The 21664-nt window shown below is 64.6% G+C and carries 17 protein-coding genes and 1 other annotated feature; of the genes, 13 read left to right on the forward strand and 4 right to left on the reverse strand.

Features of this window, described 5'->3' with window-relative positions; genetic code table 11:
- Nucleotides 1-38 precede the first annotated feature (38 nt).
- Together ACN6KF_RS12985 and ade are read left to right on the forward strand one after the other, a co-directional pair.
- On the forward strand, nucleotides 39-1442 hold the full coding sequence (locus ACN6KF_RS12985) for an NCS2 family permease (RefSeq protein ID WP_434957224.1): 1404 nt from the start codon (nucleotides 39-41) through the stop codon (nucleotides 1440-1442).
- Between the two features lie 66 nt (nucleotides 1443-1508).
- Nucleotides 1509-3299 (forward strand): adenine deaminase, encoded by a 1791-nt coding sequence (ade, locus tag ACN6KF_RS12990; protein ID WP_434959670.1) that lies wholly within the window; start codon nucleotides 1509-1511, stop codon nucleotides 3297-3299.
- Between the two features lie 24 nt (nucleotides 3300-3323).
- Here the strand turns inward: ade and ACN6KF_RS12995 are convergent, their stop codons facing one another.
- The 4 genes from ACN6KF_RS12995 to ACN6KF_RS13010 form a co-directional block, all read right to left on the reverse strand.
- Nucleotides 3324-3971, reverse strand: coding sequence for a glutathione S-transferase family protein (locus tag ACN6KF_RS12995; RefSeq protein ID WP_434957225.1), 648 nt, complete (start codon nucleotides 3969-3971; stop codon nucleotides 3324-3326).
- Between the two features lie 10 nt (nucleotides 3972-3981).
- Complete coding sequence (locus ACN6KF_RS13000) at nucleotides 3982-5748, reverse strand: PDR/VanB family oxidoreductase (protein ID WP_434957226.1); 1767 nt, start codon at nucleotides 5746-5748, stop codon at nucleotides 3982-3984.
- Between the two features lie 126 nt (nucleotides 5749-5874).
- On the reverse strand, nucleotides 5875-6780 hold the full coding sequence (locus ACN6KF_RS13005) for an aromatic ring-hydroxylating dioxygenase subunit alpha (protein ID WP_434957227.1): 906 nt from the start codon (nucleotides 6778-6780) through the stop codon (nucleotides 5875-5877).
- A 34-nt stretch (nucleotides 6781-6814) separates the two neighbouring features.
- Nucleotides 6815-7681, reverse strand: a complete 867-nt coding sequence (locus ACN6KF_RS13010; protein WP_434957228.1) for an aromatic ring-hydroxylating dioxygenase subunit alpha — start codon at nucleotides 7679-7681, stop codon at nucleotides 6815-6817.
- A gap of 195 nt (nucleotides 7682-7876) precedes the next feature.
- Between ACN6KF_RS13010 and ACN6KF_RS13015 the strand changes: the two genes are divergently transcribed.
- The 11 genes from ACN6KF_RS13015 (at nucleotide 7877) to ACN6KF_RS13065 (ending at nucleotide 21455) form a co-directional block, all read left to right on the forward strand.
- Nucleotides 7877-8647 carry a GntR family transcriptional regulator gene (locus ACN6KF_RS13015; RefSeq protein WP_434957229.1) on the forward strand — a complete coding sequence of 257 codons (771 nt, stop codon included), beginning with the start codon at nucleotides 7877-7879 and terminating at the stop codon, nucleotides 8645-8647.
- Nucleotides 8648-8710: 63 nt separating this feature from the next.
- On the forward strand, nucleotides 8711-9805 hold the full coding sequence (locus ACN6KF_RS13020; protein ID WP_434957230.1) for a BMP family ABC transporter substrate-binding protein: 1095 nt from the start codon (nucleotides 8711-8713) through the stop codon (nucleotides 9803-9805).
- 92 nt (nucleotides 9806-9897) lie between these two features.
- The gene (locus ACN6KF_RS13025) at nucleotides 9898-11436 is read left to right on the forward strand and encodes an ABC transporter ATP-binding protein (RefSeq protein WP_434957231.1); all 1539 of its coding nucleotides are present in this window, start codon (nucleotides 9898-9900) and stop codon (nucleotides 11434-11436) included.
- Nucleotides 11420-12487: an ABC transporter permease gene (locus tag ACN6KF_RS13030; RefSeq protein WP_434957232.1), complete on the forward strand. Its 1068-nt coding sequence runs from the start codon at nucleotides 11420-11422 to the stop codon at nucleotides 12485-12487. The genes ACN6KF_RS13025 and ACN6KF_RS13030 overlap by 17 nt, the downstream gene beginning before the upstream one ends.
- A complete protein-coding gene (locus ACN6KF_RS13035; protein ID WP_434957233.1) occupies nucleotides 12487-13407 on the forward strand; it encodes an ABC transporter permease in 921 nt (306 codons plus the stop codon). Before ACN6KF_RS13030 ends, ACN6KF_RS13035 begins: the two co-directional genes overlap by 1 nt.
- A 95-nt stretch (nucleotides 13408-13502) precedes the next feature.
- On the forward strand, nucleotides 13503-14798 hold the full coding sequence (locus ACN6KF_RS13040; protein ID WP_434957234.1) for an amidohydrolase family protein: 1296 nt from the start codon (nucleotides 13503-13505) through the stop codon (nucleotides 14796-14798).
- A gap of 161 nt (nucleotides 14799-14959) precedes the next feature.
- Entirely contained in the window at nucleotides 14960-15994 is a 1035-nt protein-coding gene (locus ACN6KF_RS13045; protein WP_434957235.1) for a BMP family protein, read from the forward strand.
- Nucleotides 15995-16219: 225 nt separating this feature from the next.
- Nucleotides 16220-17731, forward strand: a complete 1512-nt coding sequence (locus ACN6KF_RS13050; RefSeq protein ID WP_434957236.1) for an ABC transporter ATP-binding protein — start codon at nucleotides 16220-16222, stop codon at nucleotides 17729-17731.
- A gap of 13 nt (nucleotides 17732-17744) precedes the next feature.
- Nucleotides 17745-18800: an ABC transporter permease gene (locus ACN6KF_RS13055; protein ID WP_434957237.1), complete on the forward strand. Its 1056-nt coding sequence runs from the start codon at nucleotides 17745-17747 to the stop codon at nucleotides 18798-18800.
- Nucleotides 18797-19741, forward strand: a complete 945-nt coding sequence (locus ACN6KF_RS13060; RefSeq protein ID WP_434957238.1) for an ABC transporter permease — start codon at nucleotides 18797-18799, stop codon at nucleotides 19739-19741. The genes ACN6KF_RS13055 and ACN6KF_RS13060 overlap by 4 nt, the downstream gene beginning before the upstream one ends.
- A 104-nt stretch (nucleotides 19742-19845) precedes the next feature.
- Nucleotides 19846-19901 (forward strand) — a sequence feature (sul1 is cis-regulatory element that is thought to sense ions involved in sulfur or methionine metabolism; They are found in Alphaproteobacteria).
- A 69-nt stretch (nucleotides 19902-19970) separates the two neighbouring features.
- The gene (locus tag ACN6KF_RS13065) at nucleotides 19971-21455 is read left to right on the forward strand and encodes a SulP family inorganic anion transporter (protein WP_434957239.1); all 1485 of its coding nucleotides are present in this window, start codon (nucleotides 19971-19973) and stop codon (nucleotides 21453-21455) included.
- The last annotated feature ends 209 nt before the right edge of the window (nucleotides 21456-21664 follow it).

Here is a 21664-nt window from a genome sequence, read left to right on the forward strand (position 1 = left end):
ACGACGGCAAGAACGACAATAATTCCTGGGGAGGAGAAATGGGCTATCAGACCGACATCGAAGCCAGACACGCAGGCCAGGGGCAATCCTGGCTCGCGGCTGCGCTCGACCGCTATTTCGGCATATCCCGGTTCGGATCGACGGTTCGCACCGAGATCCTGGCCGGACTGACGACGTTCCTGGCCGCGTCCTATGTCATCGTCGTCAATCCCTCGATCCTGTTGCCGGCCGGCATCCCGTTCTCGGCCGGCGTCACCGCCACCGTGCTGGTCAGCTTCATCGGCAGTTGCGCCATGGGGCTCTATGCCCGCAGCCCGATCCTGGTGGCGCCCGGCATGGGCATCAATGCCCTCTTCACCTATACGATGGTGCTCGGCGCCAAGGTGCCGCTGGAGATCGCGCTCGGCTGCGTGCTGTGGGCCGGCGTGCTCTTCACCATCATGGCGCTCCTCGACCTGCGCACGGCGGTGATCGAGGCGATACCGACAGACCTTCGCTATGGTATTGCCTGCGGCATCGGCCTGTTCATTGCGCTGATCGGCCTGGTCAACGCCAAGTTCATCGTCTCGAATGCCGACACCATCGTCGGGCTCACCCATTTCTCGCCCGTGACGCTCACCTTCATCTCCGGCTTCATCGTCACGGTGGCGCTGGTGGTGCGCCGTGTGCCCGGCGCCATGATGGCGGGCATGATCCTCACCACCCTTCTCGCCATCCCGATCGGGCGCTGGTGGGGGGATGGCGCTGCCTTCAATGCCGGCACGCCCGACCTGCACACGTTGGTCAATTGGAGCGGCCTGAGCGCGGCCCCCGATTTCAGCTTCGTCGGCAAGATCGATCTCTTCGGCGCTCTGCAATTTGCCTATGCGCCCTTCATCTTCGTGTTCCTATTCACGAATTTCGTCGAGGCCTTGTCGACTTTTCTCGGTCTCGCCGAAGCCGCCGATCTCAAGGACGAGAACGGCATGCCGCGTAACGTCAAGCAGTCGATGCACGTCGATGCCGTTGCCGCCCTGATCTCGGCGCCGCTCGGCACCAGCCCGGCCACGGTCTATCTGGAATCGGGTGCGGGCATCGCCCAGGGCGGGCGCACGGGCCTGGTCGCGCTGGTCTCGGGCCTGCTCTTCCTGCCTTTCCTGTTCCTGTCGCCGCTGCTTTCGCTGGTGCCGGCCATCGCCACGGCGCCGGTGCTGATTCTCACCGGCCTGTTCATGTCCGAGCCGATGGGCCGCATCCAATGGTCGAGCATGGAGGATGCCATCCCGGCCTTTCTCGCCATCGTGCTGATCCCCCTCACCTTCTCGATCACGCTCGGCCTGTCGCTCGCGGTCATCGCCTATGTGCTGCTCAAGCTTCTGGCCGGCAAGCCGGGCGAAGTGAAGCCGGTGATGTGGTTCGTGGCGGTGCTTGCGGCCATGCTGGTCTTGCAGGTGCAATCCTGATGAGCCGCGCGGGTGGGCGTCACCACGCCCGCCCGTTTCTTCCCCGAACTGAAAGGACAGCAGGACATGCTGAAGCCCTGGTCTGAAATCGCGCCCCGGCTGGTCGACGTCGCCATGGGCCGGACACCGGCCGATCTGGTCATCCGCAACGGGCGCTGGGTGAACGTCTATTCCGGCGAGATCGTACCGGGAACCGACATCGCCATTTCGGCCGGACGCTTTGCCTATGTCGGGCCTGACGCCAGCCACACCGTCGGCCCTGAGACCAAGGTCGTCGACGCCACCGGCCGCTATCTCGTGCCGGGCCTGTGCGACGGCCACATGCATGTCGAAAGCGGCCTGGTCACGGTGACCGAGTTCGCGCGCGCCGTCATCCCGCACGGCACCACCACGATGTTCATCGATCCGCACGAGATCGCCAATGTGCTGGGCCTGCCCGGCGTCAAACTGATGAACGACGAGGCCCAGAGCCTACCGATCAACATCCTGATGCAGGTGCCGAGCTGCGTGCCGAGCGCCCCCGGGCTGGAACGCGCCGGTGCCGAGCTCAGCGCCGATGATGTCAGGCAGGCCCTGTCCTGGCCCAACATCATCGGCCTCGGCGAGATGATGAATTTCCCGGGCGTCGCCTCGAACGATGCCAAGATGCTGGCGGAAATCGCCGCGACGCAGGCGGCCCGCCTCACGGTCGGTGGCCACTATGCCTCCCCCGATCTCGGCCGCGCCTTTCATGCCTATGCGGCCGGCGGCCCGGCCGACGATCACGAGGGCACCACCGTGGACGACGCCATTGCCCGGGTGCGCCAGGGCATGCGCGCCATGCTGCGCCTCGGCTCGGCCTGGTATGACGTCGCCGCCCAGGTCAAGGCCATCACCGAACGCGGCCTCGATCCGCGCAACTTCATCCTGTGCACCGATGACAGCCATTCCGGCACGCTCGTCAATGACGGCCACATGAACCGGGTGGTGCGCCATGCCATCGCCCAGGGCCTGAAGCCCGTCACCGCCATCCAGATGGCAACGCTCAACACCGCCCAGCATTTCGGCCTCGAACGCGAGCTCGGCTCGATCGCGCCCGGCCGCCGCGCCGATCTCATCATCAGCTCCGATCTGGCGGCGCTTCCTGTCGAAATGGTGTTCGCCCGCGGAGAATTGCTGGCCGAGCATGGGGCCCTGACGGCGGAGATCCCGCGCTACGCCTATCCGGACAGTGCCTGCAACACGGTGCGCCTCGGCAAGCACCTGGAGGCTGAGGATTTCGATATCGCCGCTCCCGGCGCATCCGAGGTCACGGCCCGGGTGATCGGCGTGGTCGAGAACCAGGCACCCACAAGGGCGCTGGAAAGGAAGTTGCCGGTCAAGGATGGTATCGTCGGCATGAACAGGGCCGACGATGTCTGCCAGATCGCTTTGGTCGAGCGTCACCGCGCCACCGGCGAGGTGGTCAACGCCTTCGTGTCCGGCTTCGGCTACACCAGGGATTGCGCCATGGCGTCCACCGTGGCGCATGACAGCCACCACATGATCGTCGTGGGCACCAACAAGCGCGACATGGCGCTGGCCGCCAACCGGCTCGGGGAAGTCGGCGGCGGCATCGTGATGATCAGCGAGGGCCGCGAACTCGCTTTGATCGAACTGCCCGTGGCCGGACTGATGTCTGACGAGCGGGCCGAGATCGTGGCCGGGAAGGCGAGCCGGCTGGTCGAGGCGATGCGTGACTGCGGCTGCACGCTCAACAACGCCTATATGCAGCACTCGCTGCTGGCGCTGGTGGTCATCCCGGAGCTGCGCATCTCCGATAGGGGGTTGATCGACGTCACGCGTTTCGCCAAGACCTCGGTGCTGGTGGAGGGTTAAGTCGGGCTCGAGGCGGCGTGCCGATCACGCCGCTTTCGCCGGGCCGGCGGGGAAGACGCCGGACATCACCGAAAAGCCCTTGATGCGCTTGACCCGATCGGACCAGCGGCGGATCGCCGGATAGTCCTGGCGGGGAATGCCGCCCTCCTCCGACAGCATCACATAGGGAAAGCAGGCAATGTCGGCGATGGTCGGCTTGGACGCGCTGCAAAGCCAGTCGCGCTTTTCCTGCTCGCCGAACCACAGATGCTCGTCGAGGATGCGGAACAGGCGATGGGCGCCTGCCCGCGCCGCCTCGACATCGAGTTCGTAGAAAAGGCCGTCATGCAGCCGCGCCGCCGAAGCCGTGGCGGTGATGCCGTCGGCGAAGGCAAGCCATTGGCTGATCTCGCCGAGCAAAGCCGGGTTGCCCTCTGGATACCAGCTGCCCCCTGCGTCATATTTGGCGGCGAGATAGACGAGGATGGCCTGGGCGTCGCGCAGCACCAGCCCGTCATCGTCGATCACCGGCAATTGGCCGAGCGGGTTGATCCTGAGGAACCAGTCCGACTTGTGCTCGCGGCCGGGATAGAAATCGACCGGCACGGTTTCATAGGGGATGCCGAGGATCCCCATCAGCAGGCGAAGCTTGTAGCAATTGCCCGAGAGTTCGTAGTCGTAGAGTTTGATCACGGCTTCAATCCTACAGATCGAGAATGAGGCGGGCGGATTTGGCGCGCGACACGCAGGTCATGATCTTGGTGCCCGATTTCTTCTCGGCCTCGGTGAGATAGACATCCTGGTGATCGGGCTCGCCCTCGATGACCGAGCACAGGCAGGTGCCGCAGGCGCCCTGCTCGCAGGAGGAGGGCATGTCGATGCCCGCCTCGCGCATGACTTCGAGGATGGTGCGGCCGGCCGACACCTTCAGCGTCACGTTCGAACGCGCCAGGGCGATCTCGAAGCTGGAGCTGTCGTCGATCGCCTTGGTATTCTTGAAATACTCGAAATGCACCGCCTCTTCCGGCCAGCCGCATTCGGAGGCGATGGCGCGTGCTGCCTCCAGCATCGGCCCGGGGCCGCAGAGATAGAGATGCGTGTCACCGCCATAGGAGCCAAGAATTTCGCGCAGCTTGCCCGCCGTCGCTTCCGGGCCGAGCCCGAGATGCGGCACCAGCGTCGCTTTCAGAAGATCCAGGCGATCGCGAAAGGCAAGCTGTGCCTCGTTCTGCGCGAAATAATGGAACTCATGCGCCAATCCCTGATGATGCAGCGCCTGGGCCATGGCCAGCATCGGCGTCACGCCAATGCCGCCGGCGATGAAGATGGTCCTCAAGGCATCCCGGCGCAGGGGAAAATTGTTGCGCGGATCGGAAATCGCCAGCACGTCCCCTTCGCGCACACTGTCATGCAGGCAGGTCGAGCCGCCCTTGGAATCCCGCTCAAGCTTGACACCGATGACATAGCGGTCGCTCTCGCCTGGCCCATTGGTGATGGAATATTGGCGGATCAGGCCGTTGGGCAGGTGTACGTCGATATGGGCGCCAGGCTGGAAGGTCGGCAGCAGCCCCTTCACCGGAAGCAGTTCAAAACCGACAATGCCATCGGCCACCTGCCATTTGCGTGCCACCTCGACACGAATGGTGGCCTTGCGGCCATGCGCGGTGAGTTCGGGCATCTCCGCAAGCTCGGGCGAGACGCGCTCGATCACTGCCTCGAGGGGAGCCGGCGCCGGCCGGGCAGCGGCCTCGCGCTCCAGCCTGTCGCGCAATTTCGACAGAAGCTCGTTGTGATGACGCAGCACCACCAGGCGGCCGGCCCCTTCCGGGATGGCATCGAGCACGCCCCGGATGACGGAGCGATTGGAATCGACCGGCTGCACGAAGAACACCGCCAGGGTCGAGTGCTCGCTCTCCTTCGAGTGCAGCGTCACGCTGAGCCCATCGGCGGCTTCGACCGTCACCTCCGCCACCGAACCCGTGACGGCGTCGTTCGGCTGGAAGCGATAGGCCTTCAGCGCTTCTGCCACCAATTCCGGCTGCGCATTCACCGGGATGCCGCGCAAGGCCAGGAAATTGCCTTCCGGCAGTCCGTTGATCTCCGGGAGCTCGCCGAGCGGCTCCTCGGTCGACCAGATCAGGCCGTAGCGCTCCACTGAAGCGAAGGTGCGGTTGGTGATGGTGCGCGCCGGGGCATCGGCCGGATGGGCGGGGATATAGGTGCAGCCTGCCGTGCGGTTGGAATAGCGCCAGCCGTGATATTGGCATTTGAGCTCGCGCCCGTCATTGATGCCGATCGACAGGCGCACACCACGATGCAGGCAGCGGTTTTCCCAGATATTGACGTAGCCGTCATCGGCGCGCCAGACGGCGAATTCGCGGCCGAGCAACTGGCCATGGAAGACATGGCGGCATGGCAGGTCGTGAGACGCGGCAATGGGATGCCAGCGGGTCTTGGCGGTCTCGAGCATGGTTGTCTCCGGAATTCGGCAAAGCGTTTTGCGATGAGACGTAGTCACGTCGAACCGCAAAGACGCGTCGAAACAAAAAGCTAGAGCAAATAAGCGTTCACGCCTGAACGCGCTTTGCTCTTGTCGTCAGGTCGCGGCCGGGATGACGCCATAGGTCACGCCCTTCTGGCTGAGCCAGCGGCGATAGGCGATTGCCGACTTGTCGGCGCGGATCGGCGTTTCAGCCCTGGGATCGAGCGGCAGGCGCTTGGGGAACTGGTTTTCCAGGATCGGCTTGTCCTGCCCGAAGATGGTCTGCTGGAAACGCTTGATCACCTTGTCCTCGTTCTCCTCGTCAAGGACACACAGCATCATGTGCGCGCGGACATGCTCCTGGTCGATCGGCTGCAGGAAGACGGCGATCACGTCGCGCCGATTCTCGTCGGCCGGGCTCGATTTGTAGAGCACCGAGCAGAAGGGATGGGGTACGCGATAGACATAGTCGACATCGGCGCCGCCGGTCGAAACGGTTGATGCCATCGGCTGAAAGAAGCGGCAGCGCGTTGCCAGGATCTCGTCGCGGTCCACCGAGATCTCGACGTCGTATTCCTTCACTTCCGTATGCGGCTCCGCACCGAGGATGTCGGTGTGGACATAGGGAAAATGGCCCATGTCGAGGAAGTTCTCGATCGCGCGCGGCGCCGAGACATTGACGCCGACGGTCGCGGCATTGAGCCGACGGCGATCCGGCTCGGCGAATTCCGGGATGGGGAAGAGATCGGCGGGCGGGGTGCCGAGCGAGGTCCAGACATAGCCATAGGCGACCTTGACCGGCAGTGTGCCCTCCAGCGATCCGATATCGATGGCGTCGCCGAGCTTTAGTGTGGGCCGCGCGCGCCAGACGGCGGCATCGCCCCGCTCGTCGACGGCATAGCCGAGCCTCTCCTCGAGAAGCACGGTCTCAGCGACCCTGCCGGCAGGTGTCTCGACAACCGCCGCGAGCGGGTGCCACAGATTGAGCGTCACCAGATCCTTGCATCGTGTCTCGGTCATTGCTGTTCCTCTCATATCGCGGCGGCACAAGGCATCACGGCCGCGCCGGAATGGCGCCATAGGAGACCGAATGGTCCCTCAGCCAGCGCCGGTAGTGGATGGAGACGGCGTCGGCGCGGATCGGGGTTTCGGCACGCGGATCGAGCGGCAGCCGTTTCGGCACCTGGTTTTCCAGGATCGGCTTGTCCTGGGCGAAGATCAATTGCATGAAACCACGGATGGCGGCCTCGCCAGTCCCGTCTTTCACATAGCAAAGCAGGGGGTGGGCAACGCAATTCTCCTCATCCACCGGCTGGACGAACAACACGATCACGTCCGAGCGATGCTTGTGCACGGAATTGCTCTTGTAGAGTGCCACCGTATAGGGCCTGATCACCTTGTAGACATACTCGACCAGGAAGCCACCCTGCGCTGAAGGCGAGGCGAAGGGCTGGAAGAACTTGCATTCGGTCGCCAGGATCTCATCGGCCTCGGTCACCCGTACATTGTAGGGCGCCACCTCCGTATGGGGTTCCTCTCCCAGGGTACCCGAATGCACGAAGGGGAGATGGCCCAGATCCAGAAAATTCTCCACCGCCCGCAGTCCAGAGGCGCGGACGGCGATCGAGCCGCCGGTCACCAGATAGCGATCCTCCTCCTCGGCTTCCGGCACAAGCGGGATGTCACGCTCGGGCACGCCCACGCATGCCCATAGAAAACCGTATCGGCAGGTCGAAGCGACCGGTTCACCATCGTGCTGGCGGATCACTCGCCAGCAGGCGCCGTCTCCGGAGCGGATATTCAACGCTACGCCCAGCAGGCGGGTTTGGAAGGGCTTGTCGGGTGCCAGGTTGGTCAGGTCGGCGATCACGTGCCAGTCGTTCAGAAGGAACCGGTCGCGACAAAGGGTTGCTGTGTTCATCGCACCCTCCCTTGGCTAGCTCTTCCCCATGAACCTAGCTCTGTTACGGCTCATTGGAACCACAGGATTGGATATCAATCAATTAAAAATTGCACAACAAAGAAGGATTCTTGATTGACACAGAGAGAGGATTGAATACCGATATAACGGAGGCAGCTCGCATATGGCGCGTTGCCGGCGCGGGAGGTAATGGGCATGAGCAGCCGCTCGCAGGCGATAGCCGACATCCTGACCCGGGCCATCATCGAGCACCGGCTGGTGCCCGGCTGCAAGCTCGGCGAGCGGGACCTCGCCGAGATCTTCGATGTCAGCCGCATCGTGGTGCGCCAGGCCCTGATCCGGCTCGCCGATGACGGCCTCGCGCAGATCGAGCGCAATCGCGGTGCCTTCGTCGCCCGCCCCGGCATGCAGGAAGCGTTGGAAATCTATGACGCGCTGACGCTGGTGGAACAGGGCGTGGCGGCCCAGCTCAGCGATCGGCTGGGGCCGGCCGGGTGGGCCGAATTACGCCAGCATGTCGAACGCCAGAGGCAGGCCATCGCGGCTGGCAATGATGCCCTGGCGGATGTCCTCGGCCAGGAGTTCCACACGATCTTCGTCCGTCTGAGCCGCAACAAGGTGATGCAGGATATTCACGCGCAACTGGTCCGCCGTACCACGCTGCTGCGTTCGCTGGTCACCGCCGATTTCGACTATTGCAACTTGATCGACGACCATTCGCGGGTGATCGACCTGCTCGAAAAGGGTCGCCTCAAACAGGCGATGGAACTGATCGACACCCATCATCGCAGCGTGGTGCGCGGCTATATCATGGATCGGCAGGTCTTTCCCGAGTTGTCGCCGCGCGAAGCGCTGGCGCCCTATCTCGAGCACAAAGCCGGCGAAGCTTCGCAAGCCAGGCCGCAACTCGCCAGAAAGAGCAATGGTGAGGCGGCAAAACATCGTCACAGCCACACTTCGAAATAGACACTTCCATACAGACTCGGCAACAAGCCGGGCAATCACCGAGCCAACAGAGGGACTGCCACCATGATCGACCTGACCAGGCGAAAATTCCTGCAATATTCCGGCATGGCCGGCGCTGCTTTGGGCACCGGGACCTTTGCAAGCCGCGCTTACGCCGAGGAGCAACTCAAGATCGGCGTCGTCTACGTTTCGCCCATCGCCGATATCGGCTGGACCAAGCAGCACAGCCTCGGCGTCGAGGCGATCAAGAAGGAATTTGGCGACAAGGTCGCGATCACCGTCATCGACAACATCTTCATGCCGCAGGATGCCGAGCGCGTGTTCCGCGAGCTCGCCTCCTCGGGAAACAAGCTGATCTTCGGCACCAGCTTCTCACACGGCACCCCGCTGCAGAAGGTGGCGCCGCGCTTCCCCAAGATCGCCTTCGAGCATTGCTCGGGCATCGTGCACATGGCCAATCTCGGCACCTTCGAAGCCAAATATTACGAAGGCACCTATGTCGCCGGCGCCGCTGCCGGGCATATGACCAAATCCGGCAAGATCGGCTTCATCGGCGGCTTCCCGATCCCCGACATCGTCGGCCCGGCCAACGCCCTGCTGCTCGGCGCCCAGAGCGTGAAGCCCGAGATCACCTGCAACGCTATCTTCCTCAATTCCTGGTTCGATCCCGGCAAGGAAAAGGAGGCGGCCAAGACCCTCTTGTCGCAAGGATGCGACGTCATCTGCTCAATGACCGATACCGCCACGGGCGTGCAGGTTGCCGGCGAGGGTGGCGCCTGGTCGATCGGTTACGCCAGCGACATGGCCAAGTTCGGCGCGGGCAAGCAGCTCACCTCCTTCACGCTGGACTGGTCGAGCGATTATGTGCGCGCCGCCAAGGGCGTGGCTGCCGGCACTTGGAAGCCCGAGGCCCGCTGGGATGGCCTGGCTGGTGGCGTGGTCAAGATGGCGCCCTATAACGAAGCCATCCCCAGCGACGTGGTCGCCAAGCTCAAGCAGCTCGAGGCCGATATCGGCGCTGGCAAGATCCACCCCTATGCAGGCGAGCTCAAGGACCAGGCCGGCACTATCAAGGTCGCGGCCGGTGCGGTGGCCGCCGACGCCGACATTCGCGGCATGAACTGGTTCGTCAAGGGCATGATCGGCAAGCTCGGCTGAGGCTCCGGCGGCAAGATCCTCACCGGAGGGCCCGCTCTCCGGTGATGCCTTGCCGTGCCCATTCATCACGTCCAGCCAATGCAGGATCGGCCATGACCCCGCGTCTCGAACTGCGCGATATCACCAAGAGCTATCCCGGCGTCGTTGCCAATGACCGCATCTCACTCTCGATCATGCCTGGGGAAATCCATGCGGTGCTCGGCGAGAACGGCGCCGGCAAATCGACGCTGATGAAGATCATCTACGGCGCTGCCCAAGCCGATACCGGCGAGATCCATTGCGACGGCAGGCTGATCGAGGCGCATGATCCGGCGAGCTCGCGCGCCCTCGGCATCGAGATGGTCTACCAGCATTTCGCCCTGTTCGAGTCCGTCACCGTCGTCGAGAACATCGCCCTCAGCGCCCCCGGCCCCTTTCGCCTGGATGCCCTGGCCGGGCAGATTATCACCCTGTCGGAACGCTACGGCATGCCGATCGACCCCTGGCGCCGGGTGCACGACCTCTCCGTCGGTGAACGCCAGCGCGTCGAGATCGTGCGCTGCCTGCTGCGCACGCCCAAGCTGCTGATCCTGGACGAACCCACCTCGGTGCTCACCCCGCAGGCTGTGGTGAAATTGTTCGAGACGCTGCGCCAGCTTGCCGCCGAAGGCTGCAGCATCCTCTATATCAGCCACAAGCTCGACGAGGTGCAGGCGCTCTGCGACTCCGCCACCGTGCTGCGCAATGGCCGGGTGACCGGCACCGCCAAGCCTAAGCAGAGCACCTCGGTGGAGCTGGCGCGGCTGATGGTCGGCGCAGCCTTGCCCGAGATGAAGGTCACGCCCTCGACACTCAGCGCCGAACCGATCCTCAAGGTGCGCGGTCTGTCGGTGCTCGCCGACAAGGGCAGCGTCGCCTTGCACGATGTCGGCTTCGACGTGCATGGCGGCGAGATCGTCGGCCTTGCCGGCGTCTCGGGCAATGGGCAGGCCGAGCTGATCGCCGCCCTCAGCGGCGAGCGGCCCGTCGCAAGCCCTGAGGCCATCCATTTCGGCGACCAGCCCGTCGGCCGGCTCGATGCTGCCGCCAGGCGCCGGCTCGGCTTCGCCTTCGTGCCGGAGGAAAGGCTCGGCCGCGGTGCCGTGCCTCCTCACTCGCTCTGGGAGAACGCCGTGCTCACGGCCCATGGCAAGGGCTTGGTGCGCCATCGCCTGGTCGACCGCAGGCGGGCGGCCAGCTTCGCCGGCAGTATTATCGACAAATTCAAGGTCAAGGCGAACGGCCCGCGGGCGAGCGCACGCAGCCTGTCGGGCGGCAATCTGCAGAAATTCATCGTCGGGCGAGAGATTGCGCTTGCCCCGAAGCTGTTCCTGGTCTCCCAGCCGACCTGGGGTGTCGATGTCGGCGCGGCGGCCTTCATCCACCAGACGCTGATCGATCTCAGCCGCGCCGGTGCCGCCGTGCTGGTGATCTCCGAGGAACTCGACGAACTCTTCGAGATCTGCGACCGGCTGTTGGTGATCTGCCAGGGGCGGGTCTCGTCGCCCCTCATCCGGGACGAGACCAATCGGGAGGAGGTCGGCCTGCTCATGACCAGGATCGGTGGCCGGGGCCAGAACGGTGGGAGCGGTTCCGTTGCGCTTCAAGATTGAACAAAGACCCGAACCATCCGCTGCCATGCGCCTCGCCGCGCCCCTGGTCGCGATCGTGCTGACTTTGCTGGTCGGCTCCATCCTGTTCGCGGCGCTGGGCCAGGATCCGCTCCAGACCCTGCAGGCCTTCTTCATCGCGCCGCTGAATTCGCTGAACGGCGTGTCGGAGTGGCTGCTGAAAGCCTCACCTTTGATCCTGATCGCCTGCGGCCTGGCCGTCGGTTTCCGCGCCAATGTCTGGAACATCGGTGCCGAAGGCCAGCTGATCGTGGGGGCGATCGCAGCCTGCGGCGTCGGCCTGTTCTATCCCGATCCGGAAAGCCGGCTGCTGCTGCCGCTGATGATCATGGCCGGGGCGCTGGCCGGCATGGCCTGGGCCGCAATCCCCGCCTTCCTCAGGGCACGGATGAACACCAACGAGATCCTGGTCACGTTGATGCTCACCTATATCGCCGGCCTGCTGCTGTCCTGGCTGGTGCATGGTCCCTGGCGCGATCCTGCCGGCTTCAACTATCCGCAGACGGCGCTGCTGCCCCCCGCCGCTATGTTTCCCGTCTTCGACGATGCCTATCGCCTCAACACCTCGATCATCCTCACCGTGATCGGCGTGATCGCGATGTGGCTGTTCACCGACCGCAGCTTTCTCGGTTACAAGATGTCGGTGAGCGGCGCGGCGCCCCTGGCCGCCCGCTATGCCGGCTTCCGCGAATCCGCTGCGGTGTGGACGGGCCTGCTCGCCGGAGGCGCGGCCGCGGGTATTTCAGGCATGGCCGAGCTTTCCGGGCCGCTCGGGCAATTGTCTCCGCAGATCTCGCCGGGCTACGGTTTCGCGGCGATCATCGTCGCCTTCATCGGCCGGCTCAACGCCTTCGGCATCGTCTTCGGTGGCCTGTTGATGTCGCTTCTCTTCCTCGGCGGCGAAAGCGTGCAGCTTACCCTGGGCCTGACCTCGTCCCTCACCCGCATCTTCCAGGGCATCCTGCTGTTCTTCCTGTTGGCTGCCGACTTCTTCATCTTCTACCGGTTCAGCCTCGTGCGGGAGCATGCCTGATGGATCTGTTCATCGCGATCTTCACCGGTACCATTATCGCCGCCACGCCATTGATCTATGCCGCGCTCGGCGAATTGGTGGTGGAGAAATCCGGCGTGCTCAATCTGGGCATCGAGGGCATGATGCTGATGGGCGCCGCCTTCGCCTTCTGGGCGGTGATATCGGGCCTGCCGATGCCCGTCGCAATCCTGATCGGCGCGCTGGCCGGTGCCGCAGCCTCGCTCCTGTTCGGGGTGCTCGCCCTCACCTTCCTCACCAATCAATATGCCGCCGGCCTGGCGCTAGCCATCTTCGGCTCCGGCGTCTCCGCCTTTGTCGGCCGCAATTTCGGCAGCGCCCCGATCGAAGCCCTGAAACCGCTCGACATCCCCGTGCTCTCTGCGCTCCCAGTGGTCGGGCCGATGTTCTTCCGCTTCGACGCTCTGGTCTATCTGGCTTTCGCGATGTTCGCGGCGATCAGCTGGTTCCTTTATCGGACGAAGGCGGGCCTGGTCCTGCGCACCATGGGCGAGTCGCCGGAGACCTCGCATGCGATCGGCTATCCGGTCGTGCGCATCCGCTACATGGCCGTGCTGTTCGGCGGGTTGATGGCGGGCCTTGCCGGTGCCTATCTCTCGGTTGCCTATACCCCGCTCTGGGTCGAGAACATGACATCAGGCAAGGGCTGGATCTCCCTAGCCCTGGTGGTCTTCGCCACCTGGCGGCCGCTCCGCGTGCTGCTCGGCGCCTGGCTGTTCGGCGGCATGACCATCCTGCAATTGCAGGGCCAGGCGCTCGGCATAGCGGTTCCCTCCGAACTGCTATCGGCCCTGCCCTATCTCGCCACCATCGTGGTGCTGGTGCTGATCTCGCGCAACCGCCAGATGCTGGCCCTGCATTTCCCGGCCTCGCTGGCCAAGCCGTTCAGGCCGGCAGGATGAGGGCAAGGCTACTTGCGCCATTGGCCGAATCCGTCAAACCGCCCATGATGGCAACCGCCCTTCCCTCCTGAACGAATTGCAACGGAACCGCCCCGATGTCGCTCGATCTCATCGTCACCAACGCCACCCTGCCCGACGGACGCACCGGCCAGGACATCGCGGTTTCGGCTGGACGCATCACCGCCATCGAGCCTGGAATCACCGGCGAGGCGGCCCAGCGTATCGATGCCGGCGGGCAGCTGGTGGCGCCGCCTTTCGTCGACTGCCACTTCCACATGGACGCCACTTTGTCGCTGGGCCTGCCGCGGCTCAACCAGTCGGGCACGCTGCTGGAGGGTATCGCCCTGTGGGGCGAGCTCAAGCCCATGCTGACCCATGAGGCCGTGATCGAAAGGGCGCTGCGCTATTGCGATCTCGCTGTCAGCCAGGGCCTGCTGGCCGTGCGCAGCCATGTCGACATCTGCGACGACCGGCTGCTCGCGGTCGAGGCACTGCTCGAGGTCAAGGCCAGGGTCAAACCCTATCTCGACCTGCAGCTCGTCGCCTTCCCGCAGGACGGTTATTACCGCTCGCCCACCGCCGCCAGGAACCTCGAGCGGGCGCTCGACATGGGCGTCGACGTGGTCGGCGGCATTCCCCATTTCGAGCGTACGATGGAGGACGGCGCCGCCTCTGTGAAGGCGCTATGCGCCATCGCCGCCAAGCGCGGCCTGATGATCGATTTGCATTGCGACGAGAGCGACGATCCCCATTCGCGCCATATCGAGACGCTGGCGGCAGAGGCCCAGCGCCTCGGCCTGGGCCGGCGGGCCGCAGGCTCGCATCTCACCTCCATGCACTCGATGGATTCCTATTACGTCTCCAAGCTGCTGCCGCTGATCCTGGAGGCGGGCATCTTCGCGATCGCCAATCCGCTGATCAACATCACTTTGCAGGGCCGTCACGACAGCTATCCCAAGCGTCGCGGCCTGATGCGCATCCCTGAGATGCGGGCGCTCGGCATCCCCGTGGCGCTCGGCCAGGATTGCGTGATGGATCCCTGGTATGGGCTTGGCGGCGCCGACATGCTGGATGTCGCGCATATGGCGGTGCATGCCGTGCCGATGACCAGCCGCGAGGCGATACGCTGGGCCTTCGAGGCGGTGACGTCGGTGCCGGCAGCCGTGATGGGGCTGGAAGATTATGGGCTCGCCAAGGGCTGCCATGCCGATTTCGTCATCCTGCAGGCGGCCGACACCATCGAAGCGGTGCGTATGCGCCCGACCCGCCTCTTCGTCGTGCGTCGCGGCAAGGTGATTGCGCAGACCCCGGCCCGACGCAGCGCACTCGATCTGCCGGACCGTCCCGCCAGCCTCGATCCGGCGAGCTACGCACCGAAGGCGGCGGAGTGAACCCGGTGTGCCGGTCTTCAAACCGGATTTGACCATCTGGACAGACGTCACGCCAAAGGGCACATTGCTCTGGCAAGAGCCGCCAAGTGCTTGGCAAACCAAACGTTCCATCCCGTATTTCGAACCGTTACAAATTTCATCCGACAAGAGAGGGGAATGACATGTCGCGCAAAGATCGCAATCCGCTTCACGGGGAATCAGGCCTGTCGCGCCGCCATTTCATCGGGCTCGGCGCCGCCGGCCTGGTCGCGGCGGGCCTGCCGCTGCCGGCTTTCGCCGCCTCCGACAAGAAGCTCAAGGTTGCGGCTATCTTCGCTACCCCGATCGAGGAACCCTGGGACAAGCAGATCCATCTCGCCCTCACCAAGGCGGCCAAGGAACTCGACATCGACTACAAGTTCTCCGAGAAGGTCCAGGCAGCCGATTTCGGCCGCGTCATGCGCGAATACGCGCAGGGCGGCTATGAGCTGGTGATGGGCGATGCCTTCGCCGCCGAGCGCGAGTCCCGCCGCACCGCCAAGCAGTTCCCCAAGACCGCCTTCCTGTTCGGTTCCGGCGCCGGTCCGGCCGAGCCCAATTTTGGCGTGTTCGACAACTGGATCCATGAACCGGCCTATCTGTCGGGCCTGATCGCCGGCAAGATGAGCAAATCCAATACCGTCGGCGCCGTGGCCGCCATGGGCATTCCCGAGGTCAACCGCCTGGTGAACGCCTTCTTCGCCGGCGCCAAGGAAGCCAATCCGCAGGTGAAGAAGAAAGTCACCTTCATCGGCTCCTTCTTCGATCCGCCCAAGGCCAAGGAAGCCGCCATTGCCCAGATCGACGGCGGCGTCGACGTCATCTATGCCGAGCGCTTCGGCGTGATCGACGCGGCCAAGGAAAAGAAGATCTATGCGATCTCCAACATGTCCGATCAATCAGACCAGGGACCGGACACCGTGATTACCGGCCCGGTCTGGGACATGTATCCCACCGTGCAGCAGGCCATCAAAATGGTGCGGGCCGGCGTGTTCACCGCCCAGGACTATGGCGACTTCTCGCGCATGGCCAAGGGCGGCTCCTCGCTCGCGCCCTATCACAAATTCGACAAGCTGCTGCCGGCCGAGGTCAAGGATCTGGTGGAGAAGAAGAAGGCGGAGATCCTCGCCGGCACCTTCCGCGTCGACGTCGACGAGAACACCCCGGTCTCGGACTGAGCTACCTTTACCCTCCCCTGGATGTCCGCAACTCTCTTGAGTTGCGCAGGGAGGATCGAGGTGGGGTGGCCGGCGCCCCCTCAACGACAGTGTCGACATTGATGGTTTGGATGAAAATCACTGCCAGCCATCACCCCACCCCGGACTTCGTCCGACCCTCCCTGCGCAACTCAAGAGAGTTGCGGACATCCAGGGGAGGGTAGAAACCAGGTGCGCCTTCCACCCATGCCCCCTTCCCCTCCCCTCGTCGAGATGCGCGGCATCTCCAAGCGCTTCGGCACCGTCCAGGCCAATGCGGACGTCGATCTCCTGGTGCGCCCGGGCGAGATCGTCGGCCTGCTCGGCGAAAACGGGGCGGGCAAGACCACGCTGATGAACATCCTGTTCGGCGCCTATGCGGCGGACGAAGGCGAGATCCTGATCGATGGCCAGGCACGGCGCATCCAGAATTCCGCCGATGCGCTCAGCGCCGGCATCGGCATGGTGCATCAGCACTTTCATCTGGCTCCCCGCCTCAGTGTGCTCGAAAACCTGCTGGTCGGTCTGCCAGGGCGGGGTGGACGGCTCGATCGGACAGGCGCCCTGGTCCGCCTCGGCGAGATTGCCGCCAAGTTCAATCTCCGCCTCGATCCAGACAGGCCGGTCTCCTCGCTTGCCGTCGGCGAGCAGCAGCGCCTGGAGGTGATCAAGGCCCTGTTTCGCGGCGCGAGACTCCTTATCCTTGACGAACCCACTGCCGTCCTCGCGCCCGAAGAGGCGGAAGGATTGTTCAAGGCGCTAAGGGCGATGACGGGCGAGGGCCTCGGCATCATCTTCATCTCGCACAAGCTCACCGAGGTACGCGCCATCACCGATCGCTGCGTGGTGCTGCGCCATGGCCGCGTCGTCGGCTCGATCGACGAACCCGCCAAGACCTCCTCTTCCGAGATGGCGCGGCTGATGTGCGGCCAGGAGATCGTGCCGCCGCAGCGCCCCATCTCCGAGCCTGGCGCCGTGGTCCTGTCCTTGGAAAACATCTCGACCGACCGGCATGGCGGCATGCGGCTTGCCAGCGTTTCCCTTTCCGTGCGCGAGGGCGAGATCCTCGGCATCGCGGGCGTGACCGGCAATGGCCAGCGGGCCCTGGCGGATGTGGTCGCCGGCATGCTCGCTCCCTCGGCTGGGACGCTGAAGATCGCGGGCGCCGAAGTCGTGCCCTATGGCCCGCGCCGCGTACAGGAGATGGGGCTCGGCCGCATCCCCGAGGATCGCATGACCCAGGGCATGGTCACGGCCCTGCCCCTGGCCGATTCGATGGTGTTGCCCCGCATCGGCACTTCCGCCTTCTCGGCGCGCGGCCTCCTCAAGCCCGGCGCCATTCAGGCCTTCGCCGAGGAACAGATCCGGGCCTTCGACATACGCTGCCCCGGGCCCATGGCGAGAGCCGGTTCGCTGTCCGGCGGCAACATGCAGAAGGCCCTGCTGGCGCGCGAACTCGCCTTCGATCCCAAGGCGTTGATTGTCGCCCAGCCAACCCGCGGCCTCGACGTCGGCGCCGCTCGCTTCGTGCATGAGCGGTTTCTCGACCTGCGCGCCCGCCGCCGCGGCCTGATCGTGATCAGCGAGGACCTGGAGGAATTGCTTACCCTCTCCGACCGCATCGCCGTGCTCTATGAGGGGCGCGTGGCCGGTATCCTGCCGGCCGCCGAAGCGACGATCGAGAAACTCGGCCTGTTGATGACAGGAGCCAAGAACTGATGTTGAGGCACTGATGTTGAGGCTGGAACCCCGCCAATCCACCCCTGTCTGGTTCAATATCGCCCTGCCCATCCTGGCGGTGCTGGTCACGCTCGTCCTCTGCAGCGGCCTGATCGTCCTGGCCGGCGCCAATGTCTTCGAGGCCTATGGCCTGATGCTGAAAGGCGCCTTCGGTGATTTCTACGCCCTCACCGAAACGCTGGTGAAGGCCGCGCCAATGATCTTCACCGGCCTCGCCGTCGCCGTCGCCTTCCGCGCCAAGTTCTGGAACATCGGCGCCGAGGGCCAGTTGATGGCCGGAGCGGTGGCGAGCTGCTTCGTCGGCAGCTTTGCGATGCCAAGCGCCCTTGCCTACATCGCCATGGCGCTGGCGGGTGCGGCAGCCGGAGGCATCGCTGCGCTGGTGCCGGCTTTGCTCAGGGTGAAGCTCAAGGTCGACGACGTTGTCTCCTCGCTTCTCCTCAATTCGGTAATCCTGCTTGGCGTGCTCGCCCTGATCGAAGGACCCTGGAAGGATTCGCTCAGCGGCTATCCGATCTCGCCGCCGATCGAGGACAGCGCCAATTTCCCGATCTTCTTCGAGGGCACGCGGCTGCATCTGGGCGTGCTGGCTGCCCTCGTCGCGGCGCCGGCCGTCTGGTTCCTGATCACGCGTACCACACTGGGCTTTGCAATCCGCGTCACCGGCGAGAATGCCGAGGCGGCCGCCTATGGCGGCATCAAGGTCAATGCCATCCTGGTCGCCACCGCTTTGCTTTCCGGCGGACTGGCGGGCCTGGCCGGTGTCGGCGAGGTCGGCGGCGTGCATTTCCAGGTAATGGGAGACCTGTCGCCGGGCTATGGCTATAGCGGCATCGTCATCGCCATGCTGGCCCGCCTCAATCCGCTCGGCGTGGTGCCGGCGGCCCTGTTCTTCGCGGCGGCGATGACCGGCGCCGAGGCGATGTCGCGCGCCACCGGCGTGCCGGTCTTCCTGGCCGACGTCATCCAGGGCACCTCCCTCCTGACCATGCTGGTCGCACTCCTGTTCACCTCCTATCGCCTGCGACGCTCGGAGGTTATGGCATGAACCTGATCCTCGAACAGATCTTCCAGGTCGGCTTCTTCGCGGCGACCTTGCGCATCGCCACCCCCCTGATCTTCGCCACGCTCGGCGAACTGATCTCCGAGCGCGCGGGCGTGCTCAATCTCGGTATCGAAGGCATCATGCTGCTCTCGGCCATGACCGGCTTTACCGCCGCCTATTTTACCGGCAGCCCCTGGCTCGGCGTCCTCGCCGCCATCGCAACCGGCGCCCTGCTCGGTGCGCTGCACGCCGTACTGACGGTGGCGCTCGGCCTCAGCCAGCATGTCTCGGGCATCGGCATCACCTTGTTCGCCTCGGGCCTTGCCTATTTCTTCTATCGCCTGGTGTTCGGCCAGCAGGCCTCGCCGCCGACCATCGCGGCCTTCCAGCCGGTGCCGATCCCCGGCCTTGCCGAGATTCCAATCCTTGGGCCGATCCTGTTCCAGCAATACGCCCTGGTCTATCTGGCGCTGATCGGCGTCGCCCTCACCGCTTTTTTGATCTATCGCACGCCCTGGGGCCTCGGCCTGCGCATGGTGGGGGAAAACCCGCGCGCCGCCGATTCCGCCGGCATCAGCGTGATCGCCCGCCGCTTCGAAGCCGTCATCCTCGGCGGTGCCCTGATGGGCCTCGGCGGCGCCTTCCTCACCATGGCCCAGTTCAACGCCTTCACCTTCGGCGTGATCTCGGGACGCGGCTGGATCTGCATCGCCCTGGTGGTGTTCGGTCGCTGGGATCCCCTGCGCGCCACTGGCGCCGCCTTGCTGTTTGCCTGCGTCGACGCGCTGCAACTGCGCCTGCAGGCGGTGGGCCTGGGACATATCCCCTACCAGATCTTCCTGATGCTGCCCTTCCTGCTCACCATCGTCGCCATGGCGATGATGTCGCGCAATGCCATGGCACCATCAGCCCTGCTGAAACCCTTCCGCAAGGAGGAGCGCTGAGAGCGCGACCGCCCTAGGTTTGCTGCCGGCCGCAACAAAATGTAGCCAGCGCTGCCTTTCGCCTTGCCTCAGCCCGTGCCTTGCCGATAGAAGAGCCTTATTCAGAAGGACCCGGTGAAATTCCGGGTGGCTCTTCCGGCCGCCGATCCGCCGGATAACGCAAATGGCGCGACAGCATCATCCAACCCGTTTCACCGGGTATGGCCGCATGTCCCTTGCGAATTTTCTCATGAACAAATTGTCTGCCTATTCCCGGGAATGGTTTTCCAATCCACGCGGCGACGTGCTTTCCGGCATCGTCGTCGCCCTCGCCCTGATCCCCGAAGCCATCGGCTTTTCGGTGATCGCGGGCGTCGACCCCAAGGTCGGCCTTTATGCCTCCGTGGTGATCGCCTGCGTGATCGCCTTCACCGGCGGACGCCCCGCCATGATCTCGGCGGCAACGGCCTCCACGGCCGTGCTGATGACGGGCCTGGTGCGCGACCACGGCGTGCAATATCTGTTTGCGGCGACCATCCTGATGGGCGTCTTCCAGATCATCGCCGGCTTTCTCAAGCTCGGCCGGCTGATGCGCTTCGTCTCCCAGTCGGTGATGACGGGCTTCGTCAACGCCCTGGCGATCCTGATCTTCCTGGCCCAACTGCCCGAGCTCGTACATGTGCCGGTGGCGACCTACGGCCTGATCGCCCTCGGCCTCGCCATCATCTATCTGTTTCCCTATGTCACCAGGGCCATTCCCGCACCCCTGGTCGCGATCGCCGTGCTCACCGCCATCGCCTGGGGTCTCGGACTGGACGTGCGCACGGTGGCCCATCTGGGCGAGCTTCCCTCCACGCTGCCGAGCTTCGGCTTGCCTGAGGTGCCGCTGACGCTGGAGACGCTCAGGATCCTGACGCCGGTGGCGCTCACTCTGGCGGCCGTGGGCCTGCTTGAATCCCTGCTCACCGCGCAGATCGTCGACGACATGACGGATACGCCGAGCAACAAGAACCGCGAATGCGCCGGCCAGGGCATCGCCAACATGGCCTCAGCCGTGTTCGGCGGCATGGGCGGCTGCGCCATGATCGGCCAATCGGTGATCAACGTCTCCTCCGGCGCCCGCGGCCGTCTGTCCTCGCTGGTCGCCGGCGGCTTCCTCCTGGTCCTGCTGGTGGCGCTGCAGGACCTGCTCGCCATCGTGCCGGTCGCCGCCTTGACGGCGGTGATGATCATGGTCTCGGTCAACACCTTCTCCTGGCGCTCGCTCCTGCAATTGCGCAGCAATCCCGTGCCCTCCTCCGTGGTGATGCTGGCAACCGTCGGCACCGTGGTGGCGACGGCCGACCTCGCCAAGGGCGTGCTGGTGGGCGTGCTCCTGTCGGGCGTGTTCTTCGCCGGCAAGGTCTCGCGCCTCAGCCGCGTGCGTTCGAGCCTCTCGGCCGACGGCAAGGAGCGCGTCTATCGGGTCGAAGGGCAGATCTTCTTCGCATCGGCGGGTACCTTCAGCGATGCCGTCGACGTGCAGGAGCCCATCGAGCGCATCGTCATCGACGTCGGCGCGGCGCATTTCTGGGACATCTCGGCGGTCGGCGCGCTCGACCGCATCGTCCTCAAAGCGCGCCGCCAGGGGCGCGAGGTCGAGGTCGTCGGCCTCAACGAGGCCAGCGCCACCCTGGTGGAACGCTTCGCCGTGCACGACAAGGAAGGCCAGGCTGGTTCCCTGCCGTCACATTGAGGCGCGTTTCGCACGACCTTTGAAATCGGGGACTCTGCCATCCCGTCATGGAAGAGTCCCTTTACCATGCCGCGCTCTTTTGCGGCCGGATGGAGCGTGATCGAAGACTCCGCTTGAAATGTTCTTGTTTTGTTCTAATCTGAACGAAACGGATCATAGCCATGACGATACGCGTTGCCCCTCCTCCTGTTCCAAAACATTTTCCAGAA

Source organism: Labrys methylaminiphilus subsp. lupini, from assembly GCF_051161885.1.
Classification (GTDB): Bacteria; Pseudomonadota; Alphaproteobacteria; order Rhizobiales; family Labraceae; genus Labrys.